Raw genomic sequence first — 21,172 nt, 5'->3', positions numbered from 1 at the left:
AAGAGTGAAAAGACCGATTAAGCCAACGCTTGATCGGTTTTTTTGTTTTTATTTTCTCAGTAGCCTCAAAGGCTATTTCGCAATGGTCAGTGTCCAGCCTACAGCTGCCCAATAGGCTTGTTCAGTCTCAAGATCAGCAGCAAGTAAGCGATTCTGGCTAAGCCAATGTTCTGGGAAAACGAGTGACCAATGGTCATCATTGGCCTCTAGTTTTACATCTGGTAAAGGATCACCAGAGCGCTGAACGTTAAGCACACAAGCCAGGCGTAAGGCACGAATGAGCGGAAAAATATGTTTTAGTTTGAACAGTGCAAACTCAGGCATTTCACCCAATTTCAACGCTTTGCGATGAAAGCGTGTCAGTGTTGCCAATACGGTTTGTTGCTCTTGGTTAAAGCCCGATAAATTGGTGTTTTGTAGGATATATGCTGAATGCTTGTGAAAGCCTGAATGTGAAATACTCAGACCGACTTCATGCAACAGCGCGGCCCAGCTCATGAGGATCACCAATTCTGCTTTCTTGGAACCCAACTGAGGTTCCGCTTGTAAATAGACGTTTTCGGCTACCTGTTGAACGCGCTCGGCATGATCTTGGTCGATGTGATAACGCTCAGCGAGATCGGCGGCGGTACGGCTTCGAATATCACTGTGTTGGAATCTGTCTTCCATTTCATAGAGAAGACCTTCTCTAAGAGCGCCGTCAGAGAAAACCATTTTTTCAATATTCAATGCGTGGAATACCCCTAAAAGAAGAGCAAGTCCCGCGGCGAAAACAGGCTGTCTGTCAGGTGATAGACCTGGCAGCACTAATTCGTCGCTCGACTTAAACGCCAGTACTTGTTCAATCAAACCATCAAGACGTTTGCGGGTGATAATGCCGTCGTCATGACCACTGGCAATCAACACTTCTCGTATTGCCTTGATGGTGCCAGAAGATCCGACAGCTTCCTCCCAGCCATATTTGATGTATTGGCGAGCCATGCCCTCGAGCTTCAATTCCGCAGCAAGTTGTGCGGATGCAAAGCGTTTTGGTGATATCTGTCCGTCTTTGAAAAAGCGCTCGTTAAAGCTGACGCAACCCATTCGTTTGCTGTTAACCAAGGCGGGATTGAAATTTTTCCCAATCACTAACTCAGTACTTCCCCCACCAATATCAACAACTAACTTCCGGTCTTCTCCTGGCTGCGTATGGCTAACGCCTAAATAAATCAGTCTTGCTTCTTCAACGCCAGGAATGATTTCGATGGGATAGGGGAAAGCAAGCTGAGCTCGTTGCAAAAATACATGACTATTTTTAGCTTCGCGTAAGGTGAAGGTTGCGGCGACACGCACGTTTTCCTGATCAAATCCCTGCAAACGCTCGGCGAACATGGCTAAGCATTCAATGCCGCGGTTAATTGCGGCATTGTCGAGGTTCTGATGGTTGTCGAGACCAGAAGCTAGTCTAACTCGCTGTTTATGGCGGCTGACAATTTGAAGCCCTTGACCGACGACACGGGCAACGACCATGTGGAAACTGTTTGAACCGAGATCAATGGCTGCGATCTCTCGTGGCTTTTCAGGATTGGTGGTATCACTCATTCTTCTGCTTGTCCGCTAACCGTCGTTTTTCAGTTCTCTCCATTTGTTTAAGGTAATCGTAAATTTCAATCTGCGAGCGTATTTTTTTGCGATTTCCGCGTTTTACATAGGCATTGGACATTTCTTTGTCCAAAACGCGTGCTTTAGCACGATCGGAAAACTGTATTTCAAGGATATCCATGATGCGGTCTTTCAAGCGCTGATCTTTGATGGGGGTAGCGACTTCAATGCGGTTATCGATGTTACGTGTCATCCAGTCGGCAGATGAAATATAAACGTCTCTCTCTCCGCCGTTTTCAAATGCAAAAACGCGAGGGTGTTCAAGGAAGCGGTCGACGATACTGATTGCCCGAATGTTTTGACTTAATCCCTTAACGCCAGGGATCAGAGAGCACATGCCTCGCACGATCATGCGTATTTTTACGCCCTCATTACTGGCCTTGTACAGCATGTTCACCAAGCCAACATCAACGAGATTATTCACTTTCAACGTAATGCCGGATTTACGCTTGGCTCTTGCATGTTCAATCTCGCGATCGATCAATTTGTACAATCGGCTTCGTGAGTTTCTAGGTGACACGATGAGGTGATTAAATTTGACTGGTTTGTAAGGGTTTTCGATGAAGTTAAACACCTTTCTGACTTCAGTGGTGATGGACTTGTCGGCGGTGAACAGGGAAAAGTCGGTGTAAAGACGAGCGGTTTTTTCATGGAAATTGCCCGTGCCGATGTGCGCGTATTCACGTAAGCCGTCATCTTCTCGGCGTGAGATAAGGCAAAGCTTGGAGTGGATTTTAAGCCCTGGTGTACCAAAGACGACTTTCACCCCCGCATCTGTTAATACGCGAGCCCATTCTATGTTGGCTTCTTCATCAAACCTCGCTTGTAACTCGACTACCACGGTGACCCGTTTGCCGTTGTTGGCTGCATCTATCATCGAATTGATGATGCGGCTTTTCTTTGCCACGCGGTAAACATTGATGCGAATGCTACGCACCTTGGGATCGTAAGAAGCCTGACGCACGAGCTCTGTCATGTGCTGGAAGGTGTGATACGGGTAGTAAAGCAGTATATCGCGTAAGCGAATGGCATCGAACGCATTGCCGGACTGACGAAAGTCAGCAGATTCAATGGGGGGCAATGGGGGGTTTTCTAAATAGCGCATGCCGACATTGGGAAAACCAATAAAGTCTTTGAAATTATGGTAGCGCGCACCAGGCAAGACGCTGTCATAGTCCGAGATCCGGAGCATTCTGATAATGCGCTTGACCATGGCTTTGGGCATGTCTCGCTGGTAGACGAAACGCACAGGCAGTGCGGTTATGCGTTGGTCGAGACTGTCTGACATGTTTTCTAGCAGACTATGATCGACTTCGTTGGTGAGATCATATTCAGCATCGCGCGTCATTTTCATCGCATAGGCTTCAACGCTGTCATAATCGAAAAAACCTTGGAATATTTCATCGAGACAGAGCCGAATGATGTTATCAAGCAGAATGATGGTTTTTCGTCGACGTCGGCCTTTGGGTTCAGGCACTTTAATAAAGCGCTCAATTTCATCCGTGGGGATTTCAATCAGCGCATAACGCGTGGCTTGACCTTCTTTTTTAAGTTCGACCACAAGATAGGAATATGCGTCTTTGAGGAAAGAAAGCAAATCCATATCATCAGTAAGAATAATGGGGGTGATATGGGGAAGAAGATTGCTGACAAAGTGCCTTTTTAGCCAGTTCTGCTGATACTCAGTCAGTTGAAGCTCGTTAACCAGAAAAATGTGTCGACGAGCCATCTCCAATAGAATGTCATTGTATAGATGGTCGAAGTCTTGATTAAGCTTCAGTACCTTGTCTTGAATTTTGCTGAGTAATTCTTTAGCTGTATTGTCGATACCCTGTTCTTCGTTGATCAGGATACGACGTTTCACATCAGCAAAGCGCACTTGATAAAACTCATCCAGATTACTGGAGAAAATACCCAAAAAGCGAACCCGTTCAATGATAGGAACACTTTTGTCTGCTGCTTCTTGCAATACCCGTTCATTGAAGGATAGCCAACTGAGTTCTTTATCTATGTAACAATTATCAGCGCTCATTCTTCCCTTTTCCTGCTAATGAATATCGTTGACGTCAAACTCCACGATCAGATCATCAGATAGGCCTTCCAATGCCTCGCCAAGATCGTCCAATGACGTTGTATTCGCAATGTCTAAATCGAAATCTGCCATGAAAATGACACCACCTGAATTAGCGGCACTTTGTGCAGTAGATTCCAGGTTGTTGATGTTTATTCCAAATTTCGCAATTTCGCGAGTGACTTCTTGAATAATCCCCGGGCGATCATTGCCTGTGACTGTCAAAGAGTGTGTTGTAGAGTCTGGTTCGGATTGATGAGGTGCATCGGTGATAAGAACATCAAGTTCGGAGATGTTATCCAGTGCAATGGACAATGCTTTTGCATCATCATTTTTAATGTCTATCTGAATGATACCTGCGAATTTACCCGCGAGCTTACTTAGGCTACTCGCCTGCCAATTGCCGTGATGCTTGAATACGGTATCAGAAAGCGTTTCTACGAGACCTGGGCGATCGGTGCCGATCAAGGTAATAACTAACTGCTTCATGGTTGGTCCTTAACGTATACAGCGGAATGAAATTTCATTATTAGATTTGCATGAAAGCGTGTCCACTGCTGCATTAATGAGCACTTCCGTTCTGTGCCACACATCAATGTTAGCGAGGCTAAACATGTTTTATTACAGATTTATTTCAGCTAGGCAACTTGGTCTATATTTCTGGGCTGTCACATTTTTGTCATCAAATAGAAATATTATAGGCCGCTTAATCTAGGAAAAGAGGTACCAATGGCAAATGCCACCCATTCGCTGACTCAAGGAGATCCTCGTCGGCGTTTTAAAGACAAGCTTGCTCGCCTATCTGTAACAGGGGGCGGTCTTTTGGTGTTATTTGCATTGTTGCTGATTTTTTTCTACCTCGCTTATGTTGTTCTTCCTCTTTTCAAAAATCCAGATGTGACTCTGGGTGAGCAATTTGACTTAGGTGTGTCCGATACTCCTGTTCAAATTGGTATGGACGAAAATAACCAGATTGGCTTTCGCTATTCAGATGCGGGTGATCTGACCGTATTCTCATTGACCACACCTCATGAAGTATTTATTCAAAGACAGTTGGCATTATCGCCGACGAGTTTTTTCGCGCCAAATCCTTCGAGTAGTGTCAGCGCATATGGTTTGGGCGATGGCTCTGTATCATTTCAACGGCTACGTTTTCTTGCTCACTACAAAGAAGGGGAGCGTAGCTTCACGCCTGATATTAACCCCCTTGACCGTATCCAGTTAGGAGCGCCAAGTGAGGCTGTTTCCAGTGTTTCTTTCGCCTTGAATGGTGATGATCGTGTCGTTGCGGGCATTGTGGGTGACACTTTACATATAGTCGCTCAGCAATCGGGGCAGGAATCATTGCGTGTCGCGATTCCCACGGAAGGTGATGCCTCGGTATTGGTGACACCGAACGGGAGAAAGCTATTTGAGCTGGTGGGAGAGGAACTCAATATCTATAACCTTTCTGCGAAAAAGGTGTCTCTACGTGAGACGGTGAACATCAAGACGGTGACGGGACAGTTGCCAGAATCGATGACCTTGCTGGCGGGAGGGCATTCACTGTTGGTGAGACTTGAAGATGGCCGTATTGGGCAGTGGTTTGATGTGGTGAAAGCTAACGCGCGAACATTGACCATGGTGCGAGAGTTTTCGACACCGAATGGGCATTTGGCTGTTGAAGCGCACCGAAATGTTTTCGCAAATCTAGCTGGCAGTGGTGAATTGTCACTTTGGCACGCGCCGAGTGAAACGTGGCTTGGGTTTGATTTCCCAATGCTGGCGAGTGATGTGGACGCGATGAGTTTTTCCCCGCGTGCAGACCGATTATTAGTCGAACAGAATCAGGTGATCACACTATTAGACGTCGACAATCCTCACCCTGATGTCAGCATTACATCATTATGGAAAGAGGTTTGGTATGAAGGTTATAGCGAACCTGACTATGTTTGGCAGTCAACGTCCGGCAGTGAGGCGTTTGAGGGCAAGTTAAGTGTCGTCCCTGTTGTTTTCGGCACCATAAAAGTTGCCGCTTATGCGTTGATATTTGCGATCCCTCTGGCTGTTGGCGGCGCGATATATACCGCGTATTTCATGCCTTCTGGCTTACGTAAAGTCGTGAAACCAACGATTGAAATCATGGAAGCGCTACCCACCGTTATATTGGGTTTTCTTGCGGGTCTGTGGCTAGCACCTATTGTCGAAACGCATCTGCCTGCAGTATTTATCATCTTTTTTGCAATGCCAATATCCTTTTTGGCGACGGCAGTCGTATGGACATCATTACCTCGAAATTGGCGTCAAAAGTTGCCTCCGGGAGGGCATCTTTTCGTCCTTATTCCGCTGATTTTAGCGATTGGAACGATGGCTTTCGCGATCGGCCCATGGGTGGAAAACACCTTTCTGGGTGGTGACAGCCGTGTGTTTGTCACTGATGTGCTGGGCGTGAACTTCGATCAGCGCAATGCGATTGTGGTCGGACTGGCAATGGGTTTTGCAGTGATCCCAACGATTTTCACTATTGCGGAAGATGCTATTTTCTCTGTACCTAGCCACTTGACCAATGGCTCATTGGCGTTGGGTGCAACGCATTGGCAAACGCTCACTCGTGTCGTATTGCTTACCGCGAGTCCCGGTATATTCTCCGCGGTGATGATGGGACTTGGTCGTGCAGTGGGAGAAACGATGATCGTGTTGATGGCGACGGGGAACACGCCGTTGATGGAATGGAACCCGTTCGAAGGTCTGCGCACATTATCGGCAAATATCGCTGTTGAAATGCCTGAATCGGAAGTTGGTAGTTCGCACTATCGTGTCTTGTTCCTAACGGCTTTTATTTTGTTTAGTTTTACCTTCTTATTTAATACGGTGGCGGAATTTGTTCGTCAGCAGTTGAGAGATAAATACCGTGCTTTGTAGTTTATCCATTCTCGGTAGCAATTCGTTTCTAGCAACTCGCTTATCTAGGAGTGAGCATGTTTAAGCGATTAAACAGAAGCTCCCCGTGGGTGTGGATGACTGCAGGTATGGTCAGCTTATGTCTGGTTGCAGTGCTTGGCGTGATGCTGTTGATTGGTTGGAAAGGACTTGCCTATTTCTGGCCTGCACCTATCTATGAATTTCAAGTAGAAACACAACAAGGCACTGAAACATTGTTTGGCGAAATTTATGGTGTTGAATCCGTGCCTGCCAACCAACTTAAAGAAGCGGGTATTGAATTAAAACCGCATTTTGACACTGAGCAGAACCGCTTTTTGATCAAAATAGCCAACCGTGAGCGAGAGGATCATGATTTCGTTTCGGTGCTTGAACAAAATATTCTCTCGCAGAAAGCCCGCCCTGATATTGCCGTGATAGAGCGAACTGAGCATGGGGCTTTTTTCGGAGTACCAACGGGCTATATGCACAGTGGAAAGATTATTGACCATAGTGTTGCTGCTGCATTTTTCGAAGGTAAGATTGACGTTGCTGAACAACAACGAGAGGCCATAAGCAAGCTGGAGCAAGGCGATATAGAGAAAGCGAATCGTCAGCTAATTGCTTTGAAGTTGGAAGCACAAGCTTACCAAAAAGCAGACCAAACGGTTCCCAAGTTTGTTCTCGATGAAATCGACATACTCACTGAGCGCTATCAAACGCTTGAGGTGAGTTTGATTTCGATGCGCACAGGGCTCCACCTGGATTATATCATCGTGAAAGAGCGAAGTGGGTTGTCTATTAAAGTTCCACTTAATAATGTGCTGGCAATGTGGTATCCCAATGCCATGAGTTGGCATGAAAAACTGATTCACTGGGCGCACCAAATTGTCCGTTTTGTCACCGAGGATCCAAGAGAAGCTAATTCAGAAGGTGGTGTATTCCCTGCCATTTTCGGTACCGTTTTGATGGTGCTACTTATGTCTATCATGGTGACGCCATTAGGGGTGATGGCTGCAGTTTATCTTCATGAATATGCGGGTAAGAATGCTTTCACACGTATTGTTCGTATCGCTGTTGTGAACTTGGCCGGTGTGCCGTCGATTGTATACGGTGTGTTTGGTCTTGGCTTTTTCGTCTATTTCGTTGGTGGAAACCTCGATGATTTGTTTTATTCAGATACTTTGCCCAATCCAACATTCGGAACGCCAGGGCTACTTTGGTCATCACTGACTCTGGCTATCCTGACGCTACCCGTAGTGATTGTGTCCACAGAAGAAGGGCTAACGCGTATCCCTGTGTCAGTGCGCCACGGCTCTATGGCTTTGGGTGCCACACAAGCTGAAACCTTGTGGCGCATTGTTTTGCCTATGGCAAGCCCTGCTATTATGACTGGCCTCATTCTCGCGATTGCCCGCGCTGCTGGTGAGGTTGCGCCCCTTATGCTGGTGGGCGTTGTCAAAGTTGCACCAAGTCTACCGTTAGACGGTAATTTTCCGTTCTTGCATTTGGATAGAAAGTTTATGCATCTGGGTTATCACGTCTACGATGTTGGCTTCCAAAGCCCCAATATCGAAGCGGCGCGCCCATTGGTGTATGCAACCTCATTGCTTTTGGTTACTGTGATAGTGAGTTTGAATTTAGCCGCTATCACCATTCGTAATCATCTGCGCGAAAAGTACCGCGCGTTAGAACAAGAACTGTAGGATCCCGAAAGGAACGAGCAACGAAATGATATCCATCAATGCCAACATAGGGCTACCCGGACCGATTGATCTATCGTCACTTTCTGATGAGCAGACGACGCTGGCTATCCGAAATCTTAATTTGTATTACGGCAATTCCCAGGCATTGTTTGATATTAATATGCGTATTCCTAAAGGTAAGGTCACAGCATTTATTGGACCTTCAGGCTGCGGGAAATCAACGCTTCTTCGCTGTATCAATCGAATGAATGATCTGGTTGACGGCTGTCGGGTTGATGGTGAAATTTTATTGCATGGTACCAATGTCTACGACGAAGCCGTTGATGTGCCAGCGCTACGCCGAAGAGTGGGAATGGTGTTTCAACGGCCAAACCCATTTCCAAAGTCTATCTATGAAAATGTGATTTATGGTTTGCGATTGCAAGGCGTTAAAAATGCGAGAAGTCTGGATGATGCGGCAGAGCGCTCTCTTCGCGCTGCAGCGCTTTGGGATGAGGTGAAAGATAGGCTTCATGACAACGCATTTGGTTTGTCGGGAGGGCAGCAGCAACGCCTTGTTATTGCGCGTGCGATTGCGATTGAGCCCGAAGTGTTGCTGTTGGATGAACCGACGTCGGCACTAGACCCTATCTCGACGCTGACCATCGAAGAGCTGATTAACGAACTTAAGCGAAAGTATACTGTGGTGATTGTTACACATAATATGCAACAGGCGGCGCGTGTCTCAGATCAAACGGCATTTATCAATCTAGGTAAACTGGTAGAATACGCGGATACCGACACACTCTTCACGACGCCTAAGAATAAGCAAACTGAAGACTACATCACTGGTCGCTACGGCTAAAGGATCCTGATTAGATGGATAATCACAATTTCAGTCGCCATATTTCGGGTCAGTTTAATGCTGAGTTAGAGTCCATTCGGACGCACGTTCTAGCAATGGGCGGGCTGGTTGAGCGTCAGTTAACAGACGCGTTGCGTGCTATACACTTTCAGGATGTAGAGCTCGCTAAACAAGTTATTCGAGAAGATCACAAAGTGAATTCGATGGAAGTGGCGATCGATGAAGCTTGTACACGGATCATTGCTAAACGTCAGCCAACCGCAGGTGATCTGCGCTTGGTGATTGCGATCATCAAAACCATTACCGATCTTGAACGTATTGGAGATGTTGCAGACAGTATTGCTAAGATGGCGTTGGATAACTTTTCAAACCATCAGCAACCGTTTTTGGTTTCGCTAGAAAATCTGGGTCATAAAGCGGCTCGTATGCTGCATGATGTACTTGATGCATTTGCGCGCATGGATGTGGATGCCGCGATGAAGGTTTATCACAGTGATGATCATCTAGACAAAGAGTATGAGGCGATTATTCGTCAGCTTATGACTTACATGATGGAAGACCCTCGCTCAATACCGAATGTATTGAAGGTCATGTGGTCTGCTCGTGCTATCGAGCGTGTTGGGGATCGTTGCCAGAATATTTGCGAGTACATTATTTACTTTGTTAAAGGTAAAGACATACGTCATACCAACAAAGAACAGTTAGAGAAAATGCTCAAGTAGACAGAAGCTAGTCGCTGAAAAGCGAGTGCTTATCGGAAAGCAGAATGACATAGACATAAAAAAACCCGCTGATGCGGGTTTTTTAGTAACAGGGTTATCGAATCACTTCAAAGAAACTCGTACCAGCCTGAAAGTCTCCATTCATGCCAATCAACTGACCGCTGTTATCAAAAGAGAGGATTAGCTCTTTTTGTTCAGGTTCTGAATGACCAGGTTTAAGCCATTGAACGAAATACCAAGTATTTGGATAGCCAGCTTCGACCAACATTGGTGGACCAAGTAAGAATTTGACTTGTTCTTTGGTCATGCCAAATTTGAGTTCTTCAACTGCACTTTGGTCGATGTAGTTTCCCTGATTGATATCTATACGGTAAACCAGCTTATTAACCCAAGAACAACCTGTCAGGCTGGCGAGGACAAGAGATACCGCAACGACGTGTTTCCAATGCATGACTTCTTACTTCATTTCTAAAATAGGGGACGATGATAAACAAGCAAGTGAGAGAAGTAAAAAACTCTTGTCTCAACTTGGTGTTCGACCGTGCTATTTCGAAAAAGTTTCTTTTCTGATTGCCGCTATGCCGCCACCAACAACTCTTTGGCATTCGCCAGCGTGTGTTCTGTGATTTCGCTTCCTCCTAGCAGGCGAGCCAGTTCTTGCACTCGCGCGGTGACATCAAGCGGAATCATGCTGGTGGTCGTTGTTCCTTTCTCACTGGTTTTGGTGACAAACATTTGTTGGTGTCCGCAACCTGCGACCTGGGGTAAGTGCGTCACACACATGACTTGCGTTGATTCGCCAAGTCGGCGCAGCAGCTTTCCAACAATGGCTGCAGTTGGGCCGCTGATACCCACATCGACTTCATCGAAAATCAAACTTGGTGTATCGACTTTCTGAGCCGTAATGACTTGTATGGCGAGAGAGATACGAGATAGTTCGCCACCTGATGCTACCTTGCCCAGCGCTTGCATTGGCTGGCCAGGGTTTGTGGAGACCAAAAATTCGATGCTATCGACACCCATTGGTGACAGGTTACTGTCAGGCTGACTGTTGATATCAATATGGAATTTGCCATGTTGCATGCTGAGTTCATGCATGCTGGATGAAATCAGCTTATCAAGTTCTTTGGCGTAACGTTTACGGCTCTTACTGAGCTTTTCTGCAGCAGTAAGACAGGCTTGATGTTTCACGTCTACGTCTGCAGTTAGCTTTTCAATCTGGTTATCACTGTCATTGAGTGAGTCTAACTCGGCAACGAGCGATTGATGTGCTTGATAGAGTTCAGCAGGAAGCACTTGATGTTTGCGAGACAAGCGCATGATGCTTGCCATTCGATCGTCAAGGTAGCTCAAACGGGCTGGATCCATATCTAGTCGATCCATGTAGCTGATGATCTCGTGACTGGTCTCTTGTACCTGAATACAGGCCTCATCCAACATCTGCATTAGCGGCTTAAATTGGCTATCCATCGCGGTTAATTCAGCTAGTTTTTGCTGGGCAAATTGCAATAGGTGAAGAGCGTTATTGTCATCATCTTCACTCAGCGCTTGGATAACGCTTTGACTACAAATAGCAATGTCACCGCAGTTGGATAGGCGTTTGTGCTCTTCTTCAAGTTGGGGGTATTCGGTTTCACCTAGCGCTAACTCGTTGAGCTCGTTAACTTGATACTCTAAAAGCTGCTTTTGTGCTTCAAAAGCTTCTTTGTTTTTTTCTAGTTGTTTAAGTTCGTTACGCGCGGCACGCCAATCTTGGTAGCGTTGACGCATGGTGACGAGAAGATGCTGGTGACCTGCATATTGGTCAAGCAAGGTGAGCTGGAAATCATTACGCATCAAAAGCTGATGAGCATGTTGACCATGGATGTTAATGAGGTGTTGGCCCAGTGACTTTTGTTGTGAAGCGGGAACAGGGCTTCCGTTAATGAAGGCGCGAGAGCGACCTTCTTTGGTGATCACTCGGCGCAAGATACACTCTTCACCGTCTGCAAGCTCATTATCTTCGAGCCAGCGACGTGCCGCTGGATTATTCTGCAAATGGAAGAGTGTTACGATTTCTGCTTTATCTTCACCAGGGCGAACCATGGATGCGTCTGCGCGGTCCCCAAGGCAAAGGCCCAGCGCATCAATGGCAATGGATTTACCTGCGCCTGTTTCGCCAGTGATCGTGGTCATTCCTTGATGGAAATCGAGTTCTAACGCTTTAACTATGGCAAAGTTTTGAATCGTAATGTGCGCCAGCATGTGTGAATACCTGTATCTACCATCACCTGTTTGTACATACAGTATATACTGTGTTTGTATACAGTAAAGTCGTTATGGCGGCCTCTTAGGGTTATTTTGTGATAGGGCTAACAAAAAAGAGCAGGATTGACCTGCTCTTTGGATGCTTATTCATCGAGTGATGACTAAAAAAGTTTATTTGACCATCCGAGTTTTGTTCGCAACGTTTTGTAGTAGCTGTAGTTTTTTGGATGAATCAGTTTGAGAAACGATGGGCTGCGATAAATATGTACTTCATCACCAGGATTGACGGGGAGTGAGACTTGGCTGTCACAACTCACTTCCAAAGTGCTCCCATTGTCTGGTGAAACAACGAGTTTGATGTGGCGCTTAGCATCAACCACAAGTGGACGACTTGAAAGTGTGTGGGGAAACATAGGGACGAGTGAGATTGCGTCAAGGCTCGGCGACAAAATTGGGCCGCCGCCAGAAAGGCTATATGCTGTTGAACCTGTCGGGGTCGAAATGATGAGACCATCTGAGCGCTGTGAAAACGCGAAGTTATCATCAATATACACTTCAAACTCAATCATGTGAGCCACTTGACCAGGGTGCAGTACGGCTTCATTCAATGCGGCGTTGTGGCTTTTTATTTGGCCGTGGCGGTGCACTTCGGCTTCCAGTAAAAAGCGCGGGTCTTCAACAAAATCACCTGCAAGTACTGCCGATAGAGGCTCTTCGTATGCGTCAGGATCAAGGTCGGTAAGAAAGCCTAAATTGCCGCGGTTGACGCCAATCACTGAAATATCGAAACGTGAAAGCACACGCGCAGCGCCTAGCATATTGCCATCGCCACCAATAACTATCGCAAGGTCAGCTTTAGCACCCATTGAAAGCAAATCGTGAAAATCTTCGGCAGGAATATCGATGTAACTGTCGAGCCTATTGTCGACGAGCGTGCGATAGCCTTGCTTCGTTAGCCAGTAGTAAAGATTTTCATGTGTTGTAACGGCTTCGGGGTTTCGCGGCTTGCCAACCAAAGCAATTGTTTCAAAACGCTTTGACATCTTATAGATCCTGCGTTGTCTAGTGGCTTGATTATATACCCAAATTCATTCGACATGTATGCGTTAGCGAGCTTTACCATCGGCTTAGATGACGGATATAAACGAAGCAAAAGTGCACCCAAATAAAGGCTAATATTGCCCTGTTGCATCGTAGAGGTATAAATATTCGGTAACTCTTGTCGAACTTTGCCGTAAATGACTCCTTGAAACACGGCTATACATCCCCATAATAAGCAAAACCGTCGAGATTGTTGCCCCATTGCTTAACAATGTGGGTTTCAACACAGAGTATTGTGTCGGAGAGAGCATGAACAAAGAAGAAAACAAGATCCAGGAAGACGAATTGCAAAACGAAACTGTTGAAGCAAAAAATGAAAATGTTCTAGATGCTGAAGCAGATGCAATGATTAGCCGGATTGCAGAACTTGAAGCGGCACTTGAAGAAAGTGAAGCCAAAGTTGGAGAGCAGCAAGACAGTGTATTGCGTGCTCGTGCTGACGTAGAAAACATGCGCCGCCGTACTGAGCAAGAAATCGATAAAGCGCGCAAATATGCGTTGGAACGATTTGCGGGTGAGCTACTCCCTGTTATTGATAATATGGAGCGTGCGGTTGAGCTGGCAGATAGAAACGATGACGCCATTAAGCCAATGCTGGAAGGCATCGAGCTTACGCTGAAAACGATGCAAGGCACTATCGAGAAGTTTGGCCTGAAAGAGTTAAACCCTCACGGCGAACCGTTCAACCCAGAATTCCATCAGGCAATGTCTATTCAGGAAAGTGCAGAGCATGCACCTAACACTGTGATGTTGGTGATGCAAAAGGGCTATGAACTGAATGGTCGAGTTGTACGCCCTGCAATGGTGATGGTCTCGAAAGCCGCATCAGGCAACGTTGACGAGCAAGCATAATCGTCCGTTTTAAATAAAAACCCGCTTTTTGCGGGTTTTTTTCTTTTTGCCCCTTGAAAGCGGTAAAGCCGCCCCTATTTATTGTGCATCTAAAGAAAATTAAAAATTTTTCTTGTGCAGGGTTGAACCCTTTATCGCGACCCCCATATAAGGGGTAACGCAACATAGACGTAAGACGAATTTCGGAGAAAACCAAATGGGTAAGATCATTGGTATTGACTTGGGTACCACCAATTCATGTGTAGCAGTACTGGACGGTGACAAGCCACGCGTAATTGAAAACGCGGAAGGCGATCGCACAACGCCATCAATCATCGCGTACACCCAGGACGGTGAAATTTTGGTAGGTCAGCCAGCAAAACGTCAGGCTGTCACTAACCCAGAAAATACGCTGTATGCAATTAAACGACTGATTGGTCGTCGCTTCGAAGATGAAGAAGTTCAACGTGACATCGAAATCATGCCTTTCAAAATTGTGAAAGCTGACAACGGTGATGCTTGGGTAGAAGCGAAAGGCCAAAAAATGGCAGCTCCTCAGGTATCGGCTGAAGTTCTTAAGAAAATGAAGAAAACAGCAGAAGACTTCCTAGGTGAGGAAGTAACGGGTGCTGTTATCACCGTACCTGCGTACTTTAACGATGCGCAGCGTCAAGCAACTAAAGATGCTGGCCGTATTGCAGGTCTAGAAGTAAAACGTATCATCAATGAACCAACCGCAGCTGCTCTGGCATACGGTTTGGATAAAGAAGGCGGCGATCGCACTATCGCGGTTTACGACCTTGGTGGTGGTACTTTCGATATCTCTATTATCGAAATCGACGAAGTTGAAGGCGAGAAAACCTTCGAAGTTCTTGCAACCAACGGTGACACTCACCTAGGTGGTGAAGACTTTGATAACCGTCTGATCAACTACTTGGTTGACGAGTTCAAGAAAGACCAAGGTATCGATCTGCGTAAAGACCCGCTAGCAATGCAGCGTGTTAAAGAAGCAGCAGAAAAAGCGAAAATTGAACTGTCTTCAGCACAGCAAACCGACGTAAACCTGCCATACGTTACAGCAGATGCGAACGGTCCTAAGCACATGAATATCAAAGTGACTCGCGCGAAGCTTGAGTCACTGGTTGAAGATCTTGTTCTTCGTTCACTTGAGCCATTGAAAGTTGCGCTTGCTGATGCAGACTTGTCTGTTAACGACATCAATGACGTTATCTTGGTGGGTGGTCAAACACGTATGCCAATGGTTCAAGCTAAAGTAACGGAATTCTTTGGTAAAGAGCCACGTAAAGACGTGAACCCTGATGAAGCAGTAGCTGTTGGCGCTGCAGTACAGGGCGGCGTATTGTCGGGCGAAGTCAAAGATGTTCTTCTACTTGACGTAACACCACTGTCTTTGGGTATCGAAACCATGGGCGGCGTGATGACTAAGTTGATTGAGAAGAACACGACGATCCCAACGAAAGCTAACCAAGTGTTCTCAACAGCTGACGACAACCAAAATGCGGTAACTATCCACGTACTACAGGGTGAGCGTAAGCAGTCGACGTACAACAAGTCTCTGGGCCAATTTAACCTAGAAGGCATCAACCCAGCTCCACGCGGCATGCCACAAATTGAAGTAACGTTCGATTTGGATGCTGATGGTATTTTGCATGTATCTGCGAAAGACAAGAGTTCGGGCAAAGAGCAGAAGATCACGATTCAAGCATCTGGTGGTCTGAGCGACGACGAAATTGAAAAAATGGTTCAGGAAGCGGAAGCGAATAAAGAAACAGATAAGAAGTTCGAAGAACTTGTTACTGCTCGCAACCAAGCTGACCAGCTAGTTCACGGTACTCGCAAGCAAGTTGAAGAAGCAGGCGATGCTCTGCCAGCCGATGAGAAAGAGAAAATCGAAGCAGCAATCAGTGAACTGGAAGAAGCGCGCAAGGGCGAAGATAAAGAAGCCATTGACGCTAAAGTTCAGGCTCTTATTGCAGCATCTCAAAAGCTGATGGAAGTGGCACAGCAAAAAGCTCAGTCACAAGATGCCGGTGAAGAAACTAAGCAAGACGACGATGTTGTCGATGCAGAGTTTGAAGAAGTCAAAGACGACAAAAAATAAGACTAGCTGATTAGCCGTTTTATTTTGCACGGGCGTAGGAGAAATCTCCTCCGCCCGTAGTTGTATGATGCGAAGCGGGTTAATGTTCGCTTGGTCTAAAAACAGGTGACAAGTAAAACATGTCAAAACGTGATTTTTATGAAGTACTTGGCGTAAGCCGTGACGCCAGTGAACGCGACATTAAAAAAGCGTACAAGCGTCTGGCGATGAAGTACCACCCGGATAAAAATCCAGGTGACGAGACGGCGACGGATAAGTTTAAAGAAGTCAAACTCGCGTATGAGATACTGACTGATGCGCAAAAGCGTGCAGCTTACGACCAATATGGTCATGCGGCCTTTGAACAAGGTGGCGGAGGGGGCGGCTTCGGTGGCGGCGGCAACGCAGACTTCAGCGATATCTTCGGCGATGTGTTCGGTGATATTTTTGGTGGCGGTGGTCGTCGTGGCGGTCAGGCTCGTGCTCAACGCGGTGCCGATTTGCGCTACAACATGGAACTCACACTGGAAGAAGCTGTTCGCGGCGTGAGCAAAGAAATTGATGTTCCGACTTATGTTAGCTGTGATCCTTGCGGTGGCAGTGGTGCAAAACCGGGTTCATCACCACAAACCTGTGGTACGTGTCATGGCCAAGGCCAAGTACAAATGCGTCAGGGTTTCTTTGCTGTGCAGCAGACTTGTCCAACCTGTCATGGTCGCGGAAAAATCATCAAAGATCCGTGTGACAGTTGCCATGGTCAAGGTCGAGTTCAAAAAACCAAAACTCTTAGCGTTAAAATCCCTGCAGGTGTCGACACGGGCGACCGTATCCGTCTGACGGGTGAAGGTGAAGCAGGAGAATACGGTGCGCCAGCAGGCGACTTGTATGTTCAGGTGCATGTTCGCGATCACCATATATTCACGCGTGATGGCAACAACCTTTACTGTGAAGTGCCAGTCAGCTTTACCATGGCAGCATTGGGTGGTGAAGTTGAAGTCCCAACACTTGACGGTCGAGTAAGTCTGAAAGTACCTACTGAAACCCAAACGGGTCGTATGTTCCGCATGCGGGGTAAAGGTGTTCAGTCGGTTCGTGGTGGTGGTCTAGGTGATTTAATCTGTAAGCTGGTGGTTGAAACCCCAGTTAACCTAAGCAACAAGCAAAAAGAATTACTACGTGAGTTTGAAGAAACCCTGGGTGGGAGTGCAGCTAAAAAGCACAAACCTAAATCTGAAGGCTTCTTTGATGGCGTGAAGAAATTCTTTGATGACCTGACAAGCTAGAAAGTAACAAATGAAAAGCCGGCGACGTTATACTCGCCGGCTTTTTTATATCCAGCATTTATTGTTGCTTAGAGCCCCACCATCTTTGTTTTGATTCGACTGATCAGATCCAGCGTTGATGACCATGGTATAGCAATCGGAATCATTTTTTTGTTTAGAGGTTGCTTTAGGCGTGGCCTTTATCTTGTAAGCATTATTGCCTTCACCTCCCACCTCAATACTGAAAGAGTATTCGTCAGACAATTGACAGCTTGTGCAATTGATTGCGTCAGGATAAGCCCCATCAATTGTGTACTGTTGTTCTACCCAAACTTGCAGTTGATAAAGGTCCGTCTGTACACGGCTTCTTTCTGACTTAATTACATATTGTCCGAAGGCCGGAACAGAGATCGCTGCGATGGCACCGATAATGGCCACGGCTACCAATATTTCGATCAACGTCATACCAGTTTGAAACGTTCGAGTTCTCAGTGTCATTAATTGTTTCGCTATGCAGGATATTTGCTTACGTACCAGAGGGATAAATTATCTCTGTGTTAGCATCCAGACAAGCAATGTAAGAATAAATGGATGCTCAGTGTGGGTAAATGGAATCGACAGCTCGGATTGAGTTTAATTGAAATGATAACAACCTTGTCAGTACTGGCAGTGGTCACAGCGGTTGCTGTCCCTACGTATGTTTCATCCCATAAGACAGCTAAGGTTGAAAGTACTACTATGCAGTTGCTCTCGGTTTTGGAAGTCGGGCAGTCGGAGTCGTTAAAACGTCATCGTAATGTCTATGTACATTACATCCCTGTTTCCAATGAGTCTGGTGGCTGTATTGGTCTAAGCGAAATACCTGAAGTTGAAAATTTTTCCTGTTCGGAAAACGAAGGCCTGCAAAAAGTGTTTCTCGAAATCGATGATTTGGTTACTGTTCAATTTCCAGTGAAAATTGAACCTACAAAGCTATTTTATTTCTCTCATATGACAGGCCTGCCCTCCACGAACTCGACACTTAAGCTTGCTGCTGGAGCCGAAATTGGAAAAGAGTCGGGCATTTTGATTAGACGATATTCTGGTTTAAAAGGATGCAGTAACACATCTGTGAGTGATTGGGATGCTTGCCCATCATGAAAAAAACCTTTGTATACGGTTACACCCTCATAGAAATGATGATTGGCCTAACGGTCAGTCTTATTGTTCTTACCTCCTCTCTCGCCTTGTTTTCGGTTAACACCACAATGGGGACTCAGCAGCTACAAAGAGACTTTCTCCATACTCAATTGAATATGTTGGCAACGACGATAAGTAACGAAGTAAAAAGGGCTGGCTTCTGCTTTGACTGCGTGTCAACCAATGTCTTTATGTTGTCGGATTCAATGGGTAATTCTTCTTCAATTTTGATTGATGACAGCGCGTCAGAAACGGACGCTGGAGGGTGTATTCTTTTTGCCTATAACCACGATAAACGCTCGGGTGCTTTGTTACTAAATAAAGATGATGCGAAGGGTTACAGACTAGGGCAAGACAGCAAAAATAATCCTGTGATTGAAGTTTATGAGAATTGGAAAGGACTTACGAATTGGAACTGCGCCAGTGGTAGCTCTGATGGCGGCACAAGTGGATATTGGCAAGATATGACTTTCGACAGGGTTGTTGTTAATACGCTGACTTTCCAAAGAAGCAGCTATAACTCAGTTGGCTCCAATACGAATCGGCTCCAATCTATTGATATAGAGATCAAAGCGTCATTGAAAGTAGACAGCTCGATAACTGATACGGTTAATTTTTCCGTTGTAGTACCCAATGTGGATGGCTAATGCATGAAAAACCAAAAAGGAATGGCTACGCTAGCCGTCGTTAGCGGAATAGTGCTAATCATTGCGCTGTTTGCTGCTGCTGTTGGAAGCTCTGGATTTTCAGATATCAAAAAGTCACAAAACCTGTTTGTTGATGCTCAGCAAAGAGCTAATGCTAAAGCAGGACTAGATTGTGCAATTGCTGTATTTGAACAAAAGGAAGTAAATCCCAAAAGTACTGATTTCAGCATGTCGGTATTTGATGTTTGTAAAGCTCCGACAAACAGCAGTATTTCATTTACTGATAACACAACACATTGGACATTAAGTGCCTCATCTGGTTTTGCCGTACAGAGTGTTTTGGTTAAATCTGGTGGAGCTACGGCTGCAGCATTCAAAACCTCGGGCAGCTTGGTTATAGATGGCGGTAATGCTTGGATACCGGCGAAAGGCGACAAAGTAGGTACCGATGGCGACATTGGTATATATGAATGCATTGCCATCATTGCTGGTGGAGATGTCACGATTGATGTCGGTGAAAGTTCAGCCGAATTCAAATCGGCATTGACCGGAACGAATGAGCGGTGCCATGAAAGCTTCAGTACTCATATCCCCCCACAAACTGATCCAGTCACCAATAAATTTGAATCTGACATATTGGATAATCAAGAAAATATCGATGTTTTCCAGGACTTATTTGAGACACCCAAAGAAAATTGGGTAAGTGTAAAAAAGACGTTCGACGTTACAATAACCACTGGCTCTGCAATTTCAGATAGAGAGGAGGTTAGCAATTGCGGTAGCGCGATAAAGACTGAAGTTGATGCGGGTAAAAAGAAGATTTGGGTTGATGGAGACTGTTTTATAGCAGGGTTATCCGGAGCAGGAAGTGGCGAAAGTCATCCGCTCATTGTGATAAAAAATGGCATAGTCGGGGCTAAAGACGCCTTTACATTTCAAGGGACTATTTTTCAGTTTACGGTTGATTACCCAGAAGCAAGCCTCGCAGATTCTTGGGGGTCATATCAAAAAACAGATGGTACGGGTCATAACTTATGTAAAGAAGGGGCGATGTCTTCCCTTTGTGCTGAGCTAATTCTTGAGTATAAAAATGACTCAAGTAAATGGGGCAAGTTGCCGTTTTACTTTCATGGATCCTATGAAAGTGAAGGGAGCTATCTGATCGATGTTCCTGGGTCTACCTCACTTGTGAAAGGCTCATTCAAGCCTGGGTATGACGAAGGCAAAGATCCCTCACCAGGGGGATCCGGTGTACCAAGGATACTAAAAGGAAGCATCCATGACTTTTAATCGTGGCTTTTCATTGGTAGAAGTACTGATCTCTATTTTCATTGTTGTAATGTCTGGAGTTGGAACACTAAAGCTATATAGCTATTTAGAGGTAGAAAAAGCGAATTCTGGTATGTTTGTTAAAGCGACCCATACAGCTGAAACGCAAATTGCCATGCTTCAAAGCTTTAACACGATTGGTTCTAGCTGCGCTGATAAAACGTTAGCTGACATAACGGATTGTAAGCTAACGCTGGACATTGATAGCCCTTTCTCTTTAGCGTTAAATGTGGCGTCGGAAGGAGTACTAAAGAATAACAATGCTGCTGGTGTTGAAGAAACCTACGCGAAGGTACTTATTGTAAGTGTCTCCTGGAATGACCGTTCAGGAAGCCCTAAAAACCTATCAATACCTACTTCTGTATCAAAACACACCAATTTGCTCAATTAGTGCTCGAGCGTGCATTTTTCGTGATGTTTTTCACAGAAAGCCCTTGCCAAGATCTCAAGCCTCCCTATAATGCGACCTCACTGACACGGCGACCTGCTCCACACGGAACAAACAGTCCAATCAGTACGGCGAAAACGGCTTCAAAATTGAATGGAAATAAACGCTTGACGTTAACGACCCAATCAGTAGAATGCCCGCCTGC

18 protein-coding genes are annotated in these 21,172 nt (G+C 45.8%); 11 read left to right on the top strand and 7 right to left on the bottom strand.

What is annotated here, in order from left to right; translation table 11 throughout:
• Positions 1-72 precede the first annotated feature (72 nt).
• The 3 genes from ppx to ACED36_RS21115 are packed head-to-tail and all read right to left on the bottom strand — an operon-like array spanning position 73 to position 4,201.
• Positions 73-1,581: an exopolyphosphatase gene (gene ppx, locus ACED36_RS21125; RefSeq protein WP_016960561.1), complete on the bottom strand. Its 1,509-nt coding sequence runs from the start codon at positions 1,579-1,581 to the stop codon at positions 73-75.
• Entirely contained in the window at positions 1,574-3,673 is a 2,100-nt protein-coding gene (gene ppk1, locus ACED36_RS21120) for a polyphosphate kinase 1 (RefSeq protein ID WP_016960560.1), read from the bottom strand. Before ppk1 ends, ppx begins: the two co-directional genes overlap by 8 nt.
• A 15-nt stretch (positions 3,674-3,688) precedes the next feature.
• Positions 3,689-4,201 carry a glycine cleavage system protein R gene (locus ACED36_RS21115; protein WP_016960559.1) on the bottom strand — a complete coding sequence of 171 codons (513 nt, stop codon included), beginning with the start codon at positions 4,199-4,201 and terminating at the stop codon, positions 3,689-3,691.
• Positions 4,202-4,441: 240 nt separating this feature from the next.
• On the opposite strand from ACED36_RS21115, the gene ACED36_RS21110 reads away from it, so the two are divergent.
• The 4 genes from ACED36_RS21110 to phoU are packed head-to-tail and all read left to right on the top strand — an operon-like array spanning position 4,442 to position 9,882.
• Positions 4,442-6,613: an ABC transporter permease subunit gene (locus ACED36_RS21110; RefSeq protein ID WP_017005402.1), complete on the top strand. Its 2,172-nt coding sequence runs from the start codon at positions 4,442-4,444 to the stop codon at positions 6,611-6,613.
• Positions 6,614-6,669: 56 nt separating this feature from the next.
• Positions 6,670-8,316 (top strand): phosphate ABC transporter permease PstA, encoded by a 1,647-nt coding sequence (pstA, locus tag ACED36_RS21105; protein ID WP_017005054.1) that lies wholly within the window; start codon positions 6,670-6,672, stop codon positions 8,314-8,316.
• Between the two features lie 25 nt (positions 8,317-8,341).
• Positions 8,342-9,160: a phosphate ABC transporter ATP-binding protein PstB gene (gene pstB, locus ACED36_RS21100; RefSeq protein ID WP_371733781.1), complete on the top strand. Its 819-nt coding sequence runs from the start codon at positions 8,342-8,344 to the stop codon at positions 9,158-9,160.
• 14 nt (positions 9,161-9,174) lie between these two features.
• Entirely contained in the window at positions 9,175-9,882 is a 708-nt protein-coding gene (gene phoU, locus ACED36_RS21095; protein WP_016960555.1) for a phosphate signaling complex protein PhoU, read from the top strand.
• Between the two features lie 94 nt (positions 9,883-9,976).
• Here phoU and bamE read toward each other — a convergent pair whose 3' ends face one another.
• The 3 genes from bamE to nadK all read right to left on the bottom strand — a co-directional run bounded on the left by bamE (position 9,977) and on the right by nadK (position 13,172).
• On the bottom strand, positions 9,977-10,333 hold the full coding sequence (gene bamE, locus ACED36_RS21090; protein ID WP_017005056.1) for an outer membrane protein assembly factor BamE: 357 nt from the start codon (positions 10,331-10,333) through the stop codon (positions 9,977-9,979).
• A 125-nt stretch (positions 10,334-10,458) separates the two neighbouring features.
• A complete protein-coding gene (recN, locus tag ACED36_RS21085; protein ID WP_016960553.1) occupies positions 10,459-12,126 on the bottom strand; it encodes a DNA repair protein RecN in 1,668 nt (555 codons plus the stop codon).
• 164 nt (positions 12,127-12,290) lie between these two features.
• Entirely contained in the window at positions 12,291-13,172 is an 882-nt protein-coding gene (gene nadK / locus ACED36_RS21080) for an NAD(+) kinase (protein WP_016960552.1), read from the bottom strand.
• A 307-nt stretch (positions 13,173-13,479) separates the two neighbouring features.
• Here nadK and grpE point away from each other — a divergent pair, with 307 nt between their 5' ends.
• The 3 genes from grpE (at position 13,480) to dnaJ (ending at position 17,445) form a co-directional block, all read left to right on the top strand.
• Positions 13,480-14,082: a nucleotide exchange factor GrpE gene (grpE, locus tag ACED36_RS21075; RefSeq protein ID WP_016960551.1), complete on the top strand. Its 603-nt coding sequence runs from the start codon at positions 13,480-13,482 to the stop codon at positions 14,080-14,082.
• 196 nt (positions 14,083-14,278) lie between these two features.
• Positions 14,279-16,183 carry a molecular chaperone DnaK gene (gene dnaK, locus ACED36_RS21070; RefSeq protein WP_016960550.1) on the top strand — a complete coding sequence of 635 codons (1,905 nt, stop codon included), beginning with the start codon at positions 14,279-14,281 and terminating at the stop codon, positions 16,181-16,183.
• Positions 16,184-16,302: 119 nt separating this feature from the next.
• Complete coding sequence (gene dnaJ, locus ACED36_RS21065; RefSeq protein WP_016960549.1) at positions 16,303-17,445, top strand: molecular chaperone DnaJ; 1,143 nt, start codon at positions 16,303-16,305, stop codon at positions 17,443-17,445.
• Between the two features lie 45 nt (positions 17,446-17,490).
• Here dnaJ and ACED36_RS21060 read toward each other — a convergent pair whose 3' ends face one another.
• Complete coding sequence (locus ACED36_RS21060; protein ID WP_016960548.1) at positions 17,491-17,922, bottom strand: type IV pilin protein; 432 nt, start codon at positions 17,920-17,922, stop codon at positions 17,491-17,493.
• 93 nt (positions 17,923-18,015) lie between these two features.
• On the opposite strand from ACED36_RS21060, the gene ACED36_RS21055 reads away from it, so the two are divergent.
• Genes ACED36_RS21055 through ACED36_RS21040 form a run of 4 tightly spaced genes read left to right on the top strand, consistent with a single transcriptional unit; the run spans position 18,016 to position 20,970 of the window.
• A complete protein-coding gene (locus tag ACED36_RS21055) occupies positions 18,016-18,564 on the top strand; it encodes a Tfp pilus assembly protein FimT/FimU (protein WP_017005396.1) in 549 nt (182 codons plus the stop codon).
• Positions 18,561-19,250 carry a PilW family protein gene (locus ACED36_RS21050; protein ID WP_016960546.1) on the top strand — a complete coding sequence of 230 codons (690 nt, stop codon included), beginning with the start codon at positions 18,561-18,563 and terminating at the stop codon, positions 19,248-19,250. The genes ACED36_RS21055 and ACED36_RS21050 overlap by 4 nt, the downstream gene beginning before the upstream one ends.
• 3 nt (positions 19,251-19,253) lie before the next feature.
• Positions 19,254-20,540, top strand: a complete 1,287-nt coding sequence (locus tag ACED36_RS21045; protein ID WP_016960545.1) for a hypothetical protein — start codon at positions 19,254-19,256, stop codon at positions 20,538-20,540.
• Positions 20,530-20,970 carry a prepilin-type N-terminal cleavage/methylation domain-containing protein gene (locus ACED36_RS21040; protein ID WP_016960544.1) on the top strand — a complete coding sequence of 147 codons (441 nt, stop codon included), beginning with the start codon at positions 20,530-20,532 and terminating at the stop codon, positions 20,968-20,970. The genes ACED36_RS21045 and ACED36_RS21040 overlap by 11 nt, the downstream gene beginning before the upstream one ends.
• The last annotated feature ends 202 nt before the right edge of the window (positions 20,971-21,172 follow it).

It is taken from the genome of Enterovibrio sp. FF113 (genome assembly GCF_041439165.1).
GTDB lineage: Bacteria > Pseudomonadota > Gammaproteobacteria > Enterobacterales > Vibrionaceae > Enterovibrio > Enterovibrio norvegicus_A.
The sequence above is the reverse complement of the archived record's forward strand: the minus strand, read 5'-3'. Positions and strand labels throughout refer to the sequence as shown.